Origin of the sequence: Pantoea sp. DY-17, assembly GCF_019795975.1 — a bacterium.
GTDB lineage: Bacteria > Pseudomonadota > Gammaproteobacteria > Enterobacterales > Enterobacteriaceae > Pantoea > Pantoea leporis.
Map to the genome: position 1 here is coordinate 1 of NZ_JAIMIG010000007.1, position 12,860 is coordinate 12,860.

Genomic DNA, 12,860 nt, shown 5'->3' on the forward strand with positions numbered 1-12,860 from the left:
TTTGCCTGGCGGCTTTAGCGCGGTGGTCCCACCTGACCCCATGCCGAACTCAGAAGTGAAACGCCGTAGCGCCGATGGTAGTGTGGGGCCTCCCCATGCGAGAGTAGGGAACTGCCAGGCATCAAATAGTGAAGAAGCCCCGGACGAAAGTCCGGGGCTTTTTTACGTCTGAATGTTAGCCAAAAACTGGCTATTTCAACGCTTTTTAAGCCACTGAACAATAAAATCGGCAACCTGCTTTGGCTGATTAATATCCAACATGGGCAAATTCAGTTTCATATCCTCATCAGTAGCGACGGCAATCACATACTGATCCAGCAAATCCTTAATCTCACCTTTAACGGCACGCCGCCAAAGTGCAATTTTAGGGACCTGCTCATCTTTGAAGCCCTCGACCAGCACCAAATCCAACGTTGAGCTATCCATCTGTGATGCTAATTGCATTAGGCTTAAAGGCTTATTAGGTGATTCAACCATCAATGCCCAGCGCTGATTACTGGCGACGATCACCTGATCCGCCCCAGCTTTACGCAGCAAATAACTGTCTTTCCCCGGCGTATCGATATCCATCTGATGATGTGTGTGCTTAATTAAGCCTGATCGAATCCCCTGAGTTTTGAGAAGTGGAATGACTTGCTCAAGCAAAGTGGTTTTTCCTGTCCCGCTCCATGCGGAAATCGCCAGTAAGCGCACACTCATAAATACTTTTCCTCATTCATGAGATCGTCTGGCGTATTGATATTGCGGAACGCAGATTCTGGGTCTGAAAACGCAATAGCATGCCCGCCATGCTCATGTAAGAACTGCATTAAACGTCGCTCGCCGCGCAGTAGCCAGGTTTCAAGATCGTCAGCCAATGCACAATTGACCAGCGCTAAAGCTGGATGATCACGCTGGGAGGATTTCACCCACACAGCGGGCGCATCATTACGCTGTTGCCACAGACGCGCGACAAAGTCATTGGGGATCCATGGCGTATCACAAGCGCAGAAAGCGACCCATTCGTTTTTACTGCTGCGTAAACCACTGAGCATGCCGGCCAGCGGTCCGGGATAATCGGGCAATGTATCGATAACCACCTGACAACCGCTTGCCTGATAGCGATCAATGTTACGGTTAGCGCTTATCAACACAATATTGACCTGCGGCCGGAATCGCCGCAAAACGTGCTGATAAAGGGGTTCACCCTGTAACATCAATAACCCTTTATCCTGGCCTCCCATACGACTGCCTTGGCCACCCGCGAGGATCACGCCGGTAAATGCTGTCATCTCCGTCTCCTTGCTTCATTCTGGACGATACTTACTGAGCGGCAGCGTACCATCTGCATAAAGGAATCAATGATGAAATATCACCGACTCAATGAACTGCTCGAGCTTCTGCAACCCGCATGGCAGAAGGATGCCGATCTCAACTTGCTGGCATTTTTGCAAAAACTGGCGCAGGAATCTGGTTTCAGTGGCCCATTAAGTGAATTAACCGATGATGTATTGATTTACCATCTCAAAATGCGTGACACAGATAGCCAGAGTGCCATTCCCGGCCTGAAAAAGGATTATGAAGTGGACTTCAAAACCGCGCTATTACGTGCACGCGGTGTGATTAAGGATGATGAGTAATGTTATCCTTGCGCATTAATCGCAAAGGTAACACACAGGCAAAAAGATGAGCGAAGCCGCCTTTAATTTCCAGACGTTGAATCCCGATGTCATCCTTGATGCACTTTGGGATGCGGGTCTGCGTGTCGAATCAGGCTTAACCGCCCTCAATAGCTATGAAAACCGCGTCTATCAGTTCAGCGACGATGATAAACGCCGCTATGTGGCTAAGTTTTATCGTCCGCAGCGCTGGAGCGCACAACAGATCCTTGAAGAGCATCAGTTCACTCAGGATTTATTAGAGGATGAAGTGCCGGTTGCCGCGCCGCTCGTTCTGCAGGGCAGCACGTTGAATCATCATGCTGGCTTCATGTACGCGGTCTTCCCCAGTTTAGGCGGACGGCAGTATGAAACCGATAACGAGGATCAGATGGAATGGGTTGGCCGCTTTTTGGGGCGCATCCATCAAACCGCAAAGCTAAGTCTGTTTCAGCAGCGACCCACTTTCGGCCTTGAAGAGTATATTTTTCAACCGCGTCGGGAGCTGGAACAAAGCGCATTAGTACCGGCTTCAGTCAAAGACTTACTGCTTGCTGCCGTTGATAAGCTCAGCGCGACGCTGCAGCAGCGCTGGCATAGCCATTGGCAGCCGTTAAGGTTGCACGGCGATTGCCATCCCGGCAATATTCTGTGGCGTGAAGGCCCGATGTTTGTCGATCTAGATGATGCCCGTAACGGGCCAGCAGTGCAGGATTTGTGGATGCTGGTTAATGGCGATCGTCAGGAACAGTTGATTCAATGGGACATTCTGCTGGAAGCCTATAATGAATTCGGTGATTTTGATTTACATGAATTGTCACTGATTGAACCTTTACGCGCTATGCGCATGGTTTATTATTTGGCCTGGGTAGTACGCCGCTGGCAGGATCCCGCTTTTCCGCGCGCCTTCCCCTGGATGACAGATGAGGATTTTTGGCGCCGGCAGATTGCATTATTTATCGAGCAGGAAAGGCTGTTACACGAACCGCCGTTGCAGCTTAGCCCGCAATATTAATGAAGTACTCAGGAGATTGTTTCACGATGAAAAAGATCATGTTTGCGCTGGTAGGTTTAATGCTGGCATTTGGCGCCTCGGCGGCACAGTTCAACGATGGTAAGCAGTTCGTTACTTTGCCAAAGCCAGTGGCGGGTGAGCCGCAGGTTCTGGAGTTCTTCTCCTTCTTCTGCCCACATTGCTACCAGTTCGAACGCGTTTATCACGTGAGCGAGGCAGTGAAAAAGAACCTGCCGGCGGACACGAAAGTGACCAAATACCACGTTGATTTCCTTGGTGGTCAATTCGGTCCGGTTGTCACTCAGGCATGGGCTGTTGCCATGGCGCTAGGCGTAGAAAGCAAAGTTACTGCACCGATTTTCGACGGTATTCAGAAAACCCAAACCGTTACCGATGCAGCAAGCCTGAAAGAGACTTTTATTAAAGCGGCGGGTATCTCTTCAGAAGATTACGATGCAGCGTGGAATAGCTTCGCAGTAAAAGCGCTGGTTGCGCAGCAGCAGAAAGCAGCAGCAGACGTCAATCTGCAAGGTGTGCCAGCGATCTTCGTTAACGGCAAATATATGGTTAACAACGGCGGCCTGGATACCAGCTCAATGGACAACTTCGTTGCTGATTACGCCAATGTAGTGAAGTTCCTGGTAGAAAAGAAGTAATTTAGTTTTTAGAACGCCGGCACTGCCGGCGTTTTTTATTGCCTTTATTCTCTTATTTATGCGATGTATTTACTAACCCTTCGCTTAATATCCACATGGACGATCGTCTTTTCATTAGGGCGAGCAAGATCACAATAAGTATTTAACTTGCTGATATAAATGAATTTTTAATATTAAAGTAATTGCAATTAACGTAAATAACAATACGTTATGATTTTTACGCACAAACTTATCCACAGTTTGATCCTTGCGATCCGTGCCGCGTAACGACGAAAAAGATCCTGACTTCCCCGAGTGCATTCAACATTCTCCTCTGGTTGTGGCATCCTTATAGCCCTCATTATCGCAACGAAGAAAATACGAACCTATGGCGCAAATTGCAGAAAATCCCCTGATTCTGGTCGACGGCTCATCTTATCTGTACCGTGCATATCATGCCTTTCCGCCGCTAACGAACAGTGCAGGCGAGCCAACTGGCGCCATGTATGGTGTGCTCAACATGTTGAAAAGCCTGTTGATGCAGTATCAGCCAAGCCATGTGGCTGTGGTCTTCGATGCGAAAGGCAAAACCTTCCGCGATGAGCTTTTTGAACACTACAAATCGCACCGTCCGCCGATGCCAGACGATCTGCGTGCGCAGATTGAGCCGCTGCATGAAATGGTGAAGGCGATGGGCCTGCCGCTGTTGGCGGTATCTGGCGTTGAGGCGGATGACGTTATCGGTACGCTGGCGCTAGAGGCGGAAAAACTCGGCCGTCCGGTGTTGATCAGCACCGGCGATAAAGATATGGCGCAGTTAGTGACGCCTGCGATTACCTTGATCAACACCATGACGAATACCGTGCTCGGTCCGGAAGAGGTCGAGCAGAAATATGGCGTGCCGCCAGCACTGATTATCGATTTCCTCGCCATGATGGGCGACAGCTCCGATAACATTCCAGGCGTGCCGGGAGTCGGTGAGAAAACCGCGCAGGCGTTGCTGCAAGGCTTGGGCGGTATGCAGTCAATCTATGACAATCTCGATAAAGTGGCCGATCTCTCGTTCCGCGGTGCGAAAACCATGGCGGCGAAGCTGGAGCAAAATCGCGACGTCGCGTTCCTGTCTTATCAGCTGGCAACCATCAAAACCGACGTTGAGTTGGATCTGACCTGCGATCAGCTTGTCGTCAATGAACCTAATGTCGAAGCGCTGCAAACCTTGTTTAGCCGTTATGAATTTAAGCGCTGGATCACCGATTTGCAGGATGGTTCATGGCTGCAACAAGGTAAGAAGAGCAACGCGCAGGCTAAGAAACCGCAGCTCAGCGAACCTGCTGCGCCCGCTGCCCAAGCGACCAGCGTGCTCTCTGCGGATGGCTACGTCACTATCCTCGATGAAGCGACATTTGCCGCATGGCTCAAAAAGCTGAAAAGCGCCGAGCTCTTCGCTTTCGATCTTGAGACCGACTCGCTGGATACCTTAAGCGCCAATATTGTCGGCATTGGTTTTGCCGTCGCGCCGGGCGAAGCAGCTTATCTGCCGGTTGCCCATGATTATCTGGATGCGCCAGATCAGCTGGATCGCAGCGAAGTGCTGAAGCAGCTAAAACCGCTGCTGGAAGATGGCAACGCGGCGAAGGTTGGGCAGAATCTCAAATACGATCGCGGCGTGCTGAAGAATTACGACATTGAACTGAACGGCATCAAATTTGACACCATGCTGGAATCTTATTGCCTGAATAGCGTGGGCGGAAAACACGATATGGACAGTCTGGCCGCGCGCTGGCTAAACCATAAAACGGTGACTTTCGAAGAGATCGCGGGTAAAGGCAAAAATCAGCTCACATTTAATCAGATTGCTATCGAACAAGCGGGCCACTACGCGGCGGAAGATGCCGATGTCACGCTGCAATTGCATCTGAAAATGTGGGAGAAACTGGAGCCGGAAGCGGGGCCGAAACAGGTATTTGAAGAGATCGAAATGCCGTTGTTGAAGGTGATATCGCGGATTGAGCGCAACGGCGTGCTGATTGACCAGAATATCCTGGCCAAACACTCGCAGGAGCTGACCACGCGTGTGGCCGAGCTGGAGCTGAAAGCGCACGAGCTGGCAGGCGAACCGTTTAACCTCTCTTCACCTAAACAGCTGCAAACCATTTTGTTTGAAAAGCAGGGTATTAAACCGACCAAGAAAACGCCGGGCGGCGCGCCGTCGACCAGCGAAGAAGTGCTGGCTGAACTGGCTCTCGATTATCCACTGCCTAAAGTAATTCTGGAACATCGTGGTTTATCAAAGTTGAAATCGACTTACACCGATAAGCTGCCACTGATGATCAATCCGCTTACCGGCCGCGTACATACATCCTATCATCAGGCGGTAACGGCGACGGGACGACTCTCGTCTACCGATCCTAACCTGCAGAATATCCCGGTGCGCAACGAAGAAGGGCGCCGAATCCGCCAGGCGTTTGTCGCCGGATCGGGCAATCGTATTGTCGCCGCGGACTACTCACAGATTGAACTGCGTATCATGGCGCATCTGTCGCAAGACAAAGGCCTGCTGGATGCGTTTGCCCAGGGCGAAGATATCCACCGTGCCACCGCATCAGAAGTGTTTGGTGTGGCGTTAAGCAAAGTTTCAGGTGAGCAGCGTCGCAGTGCCAAGGCGATCAACTTTGGTCTGATCTACGGAATGAGCGCGTTTGGTCTTTCCCGCCAGCTCAATATCGGTGCGGGTGAGGCGAAGAAATACATGGATCTCTACTTTGAACGCTATCCGGGCGTGCTGCGTTATATGGAAGAGACGCGCGCGAAGGCAGCAGAGAAAGGCTATGTAGAAACGCTCGATGGTCGTCGTTTGTGGCTGCCTGATATCACCTCCAGCAATGCGATTCGTCGTAAAGCGGCGGAGCGAGCGGCGATTAATGCCCCAATGCAAGGCACGGCAGCAGACATCATCAAACGCGCGATGATTGCGGTGGATGGCTGGCTGTTGGAGCAAAAAGACGATGCCGTGCGCATGATTATGCAGGTACACGATGAACTGGTGTTTGAGATCCGCAGCGATGCAGTGGATAGCGCCATTAAGACCATCCGTGATCTGATGGAGAACAGCATGAAGCTGGATGTGCCGCTGCAGGTGGAAGTAGGCACCGGCGATAACTGGGATGAGGCACACTGATCATGCTGATTCAGCGGTATTTGCGTGCCGCTGGCATCATCATAAGAAAAAAGTTTACTTAATCGGTTCAGCAACCTCACAAAGCGGTCTATTAAATGCGCGTTTTGTAACTGCCTATCGTCTAAGCATTTTTTTAGTAATTAAACTACATCGAACGCGTGAAAGTGTGATGAGCTTAGTAAAAAAGATGTCGAATCCTGAAACTTAACAACAAAAAACCCTTTGTAGGGCGCTGAAAATCAGGTAGAGTTTGTCGCGTAGGGTACAGAGGTAAGATGTTCTATCTTTCAGACCTTTTACTTCACGTAATCGGATTTGGCTGAATATTTAGCCGCCCCAGTCATTTATGACTGGGGCGTTTTTTATTGGGCTTTTTCTCAAAAGCCGCAACAAAATCACTCTGCTGTTTCTTCGCCGTCGCCTTCTTGCGCTGGCTCCAGTTCGCTAAACCAGCTGTCCAGCTTCTTACGCACAATATCAACGCCCATCTTCTTCAGCGACGAGAACATTTCCACCTGCACATCACCGTTAAAGGCCAGCGACGCTTCGCGCACCATCGTCAGCTGTGCTTTACGTGCGCCGGATGCCAGTTTGTCGGCTTTGGTCAGTAAGACCAGCACGGGAATCTGGCTCTGCACGGCCCATTCAATCATGTTCTGATCGAGGTCTTTCAGCGGATGGCGAATATCCATCAATACCACCAGACCCTTCAGCGCCTGACGTTTTTGCAAATATTCCGCCAGCGAGCGCTGCCATTTGCGCTTCATCTCTTCCGGAACCTGGGCATAGCCATAACCGGGTAAATCGACCAGACATTTACCTTCAACCACTTCAAACAGGTTAATCAGCTGAGTACGACCTGGCGTTTTACTGGTACGGGCCAGACCTTTTTGGTTAGTGATGGTGTTCAGCGCGCTGGATTTGCCTGCATTCGAGCGCCCGGCAAAAGCAACTTCAATACCCACATCCGCCGGTAAGTGGCGAATATCGGGGGCGCTGAGCATGAAATGGGTCATGTGATAGTTCAAAGCAGACAAAGTGAAACTCCAGCAAAATGAATCGGGCAATTGGGCTGATTATACCTGTAATGGCGCAAAAGTGCCCGATAGCGTCCAAATGCGCCATTTTGTAAGAGATCTATGATTTTTACTGCCAGCGATTACCGCTTCATTGAATATTAACAATCAATTTAGATGTTATATTTCAATGATTTGAAATGAATTTAGGAAATGCCACTCTAAAATAGAGACAAGTCTCACTTGTTCATTTTACCTATTAGTCTACATTTGTTGTCAGTGCACGGCAGCACCCATCAGGATGATGAGCTCAGGAGTGTCGGGGATGACCAAGAGCATGGCGGGAAGCGATTCAGGCAGGAATCGAACAAGGACAGGGATTAATCGCAGGAGCGATGTGGCGATGGAGCAACCGGGACGTTGTGAGCCGTAAAGGATTTATTCAGTGTTTCCTTCATATGAAGGTGCGATAAAAGGCGATAGCATAGGCTATCGCCTTTTTTCTTTGCTTACTTTCTGCTAGATTTCGCCGCAATTCTATACTGAACTCACAAAGCACCGCCGAGACCGGACACCATGAAGCAACCTGCATCAGCCCCGCGTGGCAAACCTGCTGCGAAAGCCAAACGCAAATCGCGTGAAGACCTTAATCAGGAAGCGCGCGATCGCAAACGCGATAAAAAACATAGCGGCCATAAATCTGGCAGCCGCGCCAATCCTGAAACGCAAGCCGCTGGCAAAGGTCAGGGTAAAAAAGCTCAGGATCCACGCCTGGGCAGCAAAAAGCCGATCGCATTAGTTGCTGATGGTAAAACCCAGCCGGCGAAAAAGCCTGAAGCGAAATCAAAGCCAAAAGCAGAAAAAGTTCGCCTGACGCCGCAAGAAGAGCTGGCGAAGCTGGAAAATGACGAACGTCTGGATACGCTGCTGGATCGCCTGGAAAACGGTGAAACCTTGAGTGGCGAAGATCAGGCCTGGCTGGATCAAACCTTAGACCGCATCGATGAGCTGATGGAAACGCTGGGCATCGTGCTGGATGACGAAGCGGAAGATGAGCAGGCTGAAGAAGATATGATGCGCCTGCTAAAAGGTAATTAAGGCAAATTTTGATCGGCATGCGTTTTCGCGCATGCCGCGCTAAACAGGTATTCACCTATGTTTTGGCCTGGATCAATTTTCGCGCTGCTGCTGACATGTTATCTGCTCTGGTTATTGTTTAAACTACGCCGCCTGTCGCGTCTTAAGTCGCGTTTACGTCGGCGTTCAGCCCATCGCTTCGTCCACTCTTCAGCTACGCGACCCTCTCTCAGACGACGTCACCGTAAGGAGTGAGCATGTCATCGCAGCAGATTGATTGGGATCAGCGCCTCATCGAAAAATACAATTACGCTGGCCCACGTTATACCTCTTATCCCACCGCGCTCGAATTCAGTGAGAAATTTGGTGAGGCAGATTTTCAGCAAGCCGTGCAGCGCTATCCCGATCGTCCGTTATCGCTGTATGTGCACATCCCGTTTTGCCATCGGCTTTGTTATTTTTGTGGCTGCAATAAAATCGTGACGCGCCAGCTGCATAAAGCCGATCGCTACCTTGATGTGCTGGAGCAGGAAATCCGTCAACGTGCGCCCTTCTTTGCGGGCCGCTGCGTCACTCAATTGCACTGGGGTGGTGGCACGCCGACATTCCTCAACCAGCAGCAGGTGAGCCGGCTGGTGGCGCTGCTACGCGAGCATTTTACGATTGCCGATGACGTCGAAATGTCGATCGAGGTTGATCCACGTGAAATCGAACTGGAGATGATCGATCATCTGCGCGCGGAAGGTTTTAATCGCCTGAGCATGGGCGTGCAGGACTTTAATAAAGCGGTGCAGGAGCGCGTGAATCGCGTGCAGGATGAAGAAACCATTTTCGCTCTGGTGCAGCGTGCGCGTGAGCAAGGCTTCCGTTCGGTCAGCCTTGATCTGATTTATGGCTTACCGCTGCAAACGCCGGAAAGCTTCGCCTTTACCTTACAGCGCGTTATTGCACTCAATCCCGATCGCCTCAGCGTCTTCAATTATGCGCACATGCCTTCACTGTTCGCTGCGCAGCGCAAAATTAAAGATGAGGAGCTGCCGGGTGCAGCACAGAAACTGCAGATCCTGCAGGAAACCATCGCCACCTTAACCGGCGAAGGCTATCAGTTTATCGGTATGGATCACTTCGCGCGTCCGGATGATGAGCTGGCGGTGGCACAACGCGCTGGCGAACTGCATCGTAATTTTCAGGGTTACACCACACAGGGCGAAACCGATTTGCTCGGTTTGGGCGTGTCGGCCATCAGCATGCTGGGCGACAGCTATGCGCAAAATCACAAAGAGTTGAAAGCCTATTACGCAGATGTCGAGCAGCGCGGCAATGCGCTGTGGCGCGGGCTTACGTTGAGTAACGATGATTGTTTGCGCCGCGATGTGATTAAAGCCTTAATCTGTAATTTCGCACTGGATTTTGCCGCGGTCGAGGCGCAATACCCGGTTGAGTTTGAACACTATTTTGCCGAGGATTTAGCGCTGTTAGCGCCGCTGGTGGCGGATGGATTGGTCGAGCAGCGCGGTCGTAGCCTGCACGTTACCGGCATCGGTCGGTTGCTGATACGTAACATCTGTATGTGCTTCGATGTGTATATGCGCCAAAAAGTGCGCATGCAGCAATTCTCGCGAGTGATATAAAAAAACGGGGAGCCTATTCGCTCCCCGGTTTCAAAACGCAAAACGTGCGCGTTATTCCATCCCCAGCTCTTTCAACTTACGCGTCAGGGTATTTCGTCCCCAGCCGAGCAAGCGCGCCGCTTCCTGTTTGTGCCCTTGTGTATGACGCAGCGCGGTGGTGAGCAGCGTGCGCTCCATCTCCGGCTGTGCTTCCGACAACAGGTTTTGATGACCGGAACGCAAGGCGCGATCTGCCCACTGCGCCAGCAGCGTAGCCCAGCTGTCCGGCAACGATTGCACCGGATTGTCTGGCGTGCTGGATTCAAACAGTTCAGGCGGCAGATCCTGAATCAACACTTCCTGGCCAGCTGCCATCACCGTCAACCAGCGACAGGTGTTTTCCAACTGGCGCACGTTACCGGACCAATGCAGACGCGTCAGCGCGGTTTCGGTTTCGGGATGCAGAATCTTCGCTTCCACCCCTAACTCACGTGCAGCAACCTGCAGGAAGTAACGCGCCAGGCGCGGAATATCTTCACGTCGTTCACGCAGCGGCGGCAGATGAACGCGGATCACGTTAAGACGATGGAACAAGTCTTCACGAAATTTGCCTTCCTGCACGCGCAGCTCAAGATTCTGGTGGGTTGCCGCGATGATACGCACATCCACTTTTACCGGCGCATAGCCGCCAACGCGATAAAACTGGCCATCGGCCAATACGCGTAATAAGCGGGTCTGCACATCAAGCGGCATATCACCAATTTCATCGAGGAACAGCGTACCGCCATCGGCCTGCTCAAAACGTCCCTGACGAATCTGGTTGGCACCGGTGAACGCGCCTTTCTCGTGACCAAATAGCTCTGATTCAATCAAATCTTTGGGAATCGCCGCCATGTTCAGCGCGATAAAAGGAGATTTCGCACGTGGACTGTGGCGATGCAGCGCATGTGCCACCAACTCTTTACCGGTACCGGATTCACCGTTGATCAGCACGCTAATTGAGGAGCGTGAAAGACGACCAATGATGCGGAACACATCCTGCATTGCCGGCGCTTCGCCGATAATGTCGGTGGTTGGGCCGCTGACGGGCTGATTACGCGGCTGCTGCTGCTCCTGATAATGGCTAATCGCACGTTCAACCAGCGCGACCGCTTCATCAATATCAAACGGCTTTGGCAGGTAATCAAACGCACCTTGCTGATAAGCGCTGACGGCCGCATCCAGATCGGAGTGTGCGGTCATAATGATCACCGGTAGCATCGGATGGCGCTGCTTAATCTGTTTCAGCAGCGCAAGTCCATCCATGCCAGGCATACGAATGTCTGACAATAATACGTCTGGGGTTTTGCTTGCGAGCGCGTCCAATACCTCGTTAGCGCTGTCAAAGGTTGCACAGCTCAAACCGGCTCCAGTGAGTGCCCTTTCAAGCACCCAGCGGATGGAGCTATCGTCATCGACGATCCAGACTATCCCTCGTTGCATAGAAACCTCACTGGCGAATAGGCAGGTAAACCGAGAATTCGGTGTGACCTGGCCAACTGTTAAATTCTATTTTTCCTGAATGCTGATCGATCAGGCTACGGGCGATGGACAGACCTAAACCGGTGCCGCCTTCGCGTCCGCTAACCATCGGATAGAACAGGGTATCTTGTAGCTGGGCCGGAATGCCTGGGCCGTCATCTTCAATATCAATACGCGCGACTAAGCGGTAACGCGTGCCGTGCAGCGTGAGCTGGAAGGCGGTACGCGTACGAATCACAATGGTGCCGCCTTCATCGCCCAATGCCTGCAGCGCGTTTCGCACCACATTCAACAGCACTTGTTCAATCTGGTCGGGATCGTGCGGCAGTTCCGGCAGGCTTGGGTCGTAATCGCGCACCAGCGAAACGTTATCCGGCAGCTCCATCGACACCAGATTCACCACGCGTTCGGCAACCTGATGAATACTTTGCGTTACGTGCAAGCCCGGCTGTTGCGGGCCAAGCAGACGATCAACCAGATTACGCAGGCGGTCGGCTTGCTCAATGATGATGCGCGTATATTCATGCAGGGAAGGATCGGGTAACGCGCGAGTCAGTAGCTGCGCGGCGCCACGTAATCCTCCCAGCGGGTTTTTAATCTCATGCGCCAGACCGCGCACTAAATCGCGGGCAGCGACCTGCTGAGCATGCTGAATTTGTTCCTGGCTAAGACGACGTTGATTATCCATCGGCGCCATTTCCAGCAGAATAAAGCCATCCGGTAAGCGCTGTGCCGTGAGCGACATAATGTGCGCGCGGCCATCAACCACCAGAGTGACTTCGCTATCGGTAAAGCCCTGGCCAGCTCCGAGACTCTCGCTCATCACCTCAATATTCAGCGAAAAATAGCCGGTTAATTCCGGTAATGGCGTGCCGAACAATTTACGTGAGCTTTGCGCCAGTAATTGCTGAGCCGCCGGATTGGCGTAATGGATAACTAAATCGTTATCGACCAGCAAAATACTGTTGATCAGGGAGTTGAGAATCTGCCCCGCGTCGGGCAGCGTGCCAGTTGCCATACAGCGTTCCTCTGCACTAATTTGGTGCATTATAGCCTTTCAGGACGGAAATCTGTGCTTCGAACCATGAATGCGCGGAGAAAAAAGCCCATCCGGAGATGGGCTAAAGTTTCCACGGCAATTAAAAATCTTTCAGGCTGTTCACGCAGC

11 protein-coding genes and 1 rRNA gene are annotated in these 12,860 nt (G+C 51.6%); 7 read left to right on the forward strand and 5 right to left on the reverse strand.

The window, feature by feature from the left end; all coding sequences use genetic code 11:
* Positions 1 to 4 precede the first annotated feature (4 nt).
* Positions 5 to 120: ribosomal RNA gene (gene rrf / locus K5Y33_RS22085) — 5S ribosomal RNA — on the forward strand.
* 75 nt (positions 121 to 195) lie between these two features.
* On the opposite strand, the gene mobB is transcribed toward rrf, so the two are convergent.
* Both mobB and mobA read right to left on the reverse strand, forming a co-directional pair.
* Entirely contained in the window at positions 196 to 699 is a 504-nt protein-coding gene (gene mobB / locus K5Y33_RS22090) for a molybdopterin-guanine dinucleotide biosynthesis protein MobB (RefSeq protein WP_222235109.1), read from the reverse strand.
* Complete coding sequence (mobA, locus tag K5Y33_RS22095; protein ID WP_192237006.1) at positions 696 to 1,271, reverse strand: molybdenum cofactor guanylyltransferase MobA; 576 nt, start codon at positions 1,269 to 1,271, stop codon at positions 696 to 698. Before mobA ends, mobB begins: the two co-directional genes overlap by 4 nt.
* A 72-nt stretch (positions 1,272 to 1,343) precedes the next feature.
* Here mobA and K5Y33_RS22100 point away from each other — a divergent pair, with 72 nt between their 5' ends.
* The 4 genes from K5Y33_RS22100 (at position 1,344) to polA (ending at position 6,468) form a co-directional block, all read left to right on the forward strand.
* Entirely contained in the window at positions 1,344 to 1,619 is a 276-nt protein-coding gene (locus K5Y33_RS22100) for a YihD family protein (RefSeq protein ID WP_101760725.1), read from the forward strand.
* 46 nt (positions 1,620 to 1,665) lie between these two features.
* Complete coding sequence (locus K5Y33_RS22105; RefSeq protein WP_110868417.1) at positions 1,666 to 2,652, forward strand: serine/threonine protein kinase; 987 nt, start codon at positions 1,666 to 1,668, stop codon at positions 2,650 to 2,652.
* 26 nt (positions 2,653 to 2,678) lie between these two features.
* Positions 2,679 to 3,308 carry a thiol:disulfide interchange protein DsbA gene (gene dsbA / locus K5Y33_RS22110; protein WP_101760723.1) on the forward strand — a complete coding sequence of 210 codons (630 nt, stop codon included), beginning with the start codon at positions 2,679 to 2,681 and terminating at the stop codon, positions 3,306 to 3,308.
* Between the two features lie 367 nt (positions 3,309 to 3,675).
* Positions 3,676 to 6,468, forward strand: a complete 2,793-nt coding sequence (gene polA / locus K5Y33_RS22115; protein WP_222235110.1) for a DNA polymerase I — start codon at positions 3,676 to 3,678, stop codon at positions 6,466 to 6,468.
* 395 nt (positions 6,469 to 6,863) lie between these two features.
* Here polA and yihA read toward each other — a convergent pair whose 3' ends face one another.
* Positions 6,864 to 7,505: a ribosome biogenesis GTP-binding protein YihA/YsxC gene (gene yihA / locus K5Y33_RS22120; RefSeq protein ID WP_101760721.1), complete on the reverse strand. Its 642-nt coding sequence runs from the start codon at positions 7,503 to 7,505 to the stop codon at positions 6,864 to 6,866.
* A 555-nt stretch (positions 7,506 to 8,060) separates the two neighbouring features.
* Here yihA and yihI point away from each other — a divergent pair.
* Together yihI and hemN are read left to right on the forward strand one after the other, a co-directional pair.
* Positions 8,061 to 8,582 (forward strand): Der GTPase-activating protein YihI, encoded by a 522-nt coding sequence (gene yihI, locus K5Y33_RS22125; protein WP_222235111.1) that lies wholly within the window; start codon positions 8,061 to 8,063, stop codon positions 8,580 to 8,582.
* A gap of 236 nt (positions 8,583 to 8,818) precedes the next feature.
* Positions 8,819 to 10,192: an oxygen-independent coproporphyrinogen III oxidase gene (hemN, locus tag K5Y33_RS22130; RefSeq protein WP_222235112.1), complete on the forward strand. Its 1,374-nt coding sequence runs from the start codon at positions 8,819 to 8,821 to the stop codon at positions 10,190 to 10,192.
* Between the two features lie 51 nt (positions 10,193 to 10,243).
* Here the strand turns inward: hemN and glnG are convergent, their stop codons facing one another.
* Together glnG and glnL are read right to left on the reverse strand one after the other, a co-directional pair.
* Complete coding sequence (glnG, locus tag K5Y33_RS22135; RefSeq protein ID WP_008109800.1) at positions 10,244 to 11,653, reverse strand: nitrogen regulation protein NR(I); 1,410 nt, start codon at positions 11,651 to 11,653, stop codon at positions 10,244 to 10,246.
* Positions 11,654 to 11,660: 7 nt separating this feature from the next.
* Positions 11,661 to 12,710: a nitrogen regulation protein NR(II) gene (gene glnL / locus K5Y33_RS22140; RefSeq protein WP_008109798.1), complete on the reverse strand. Its 1,050-nt coding sequence runs from the start codon at positions 12,708 to 12,710 to the stop codon at positions 11,661 to 11,663.
* Positions 12,711 to 12,860: the final 150 nt, after the last annotated feature.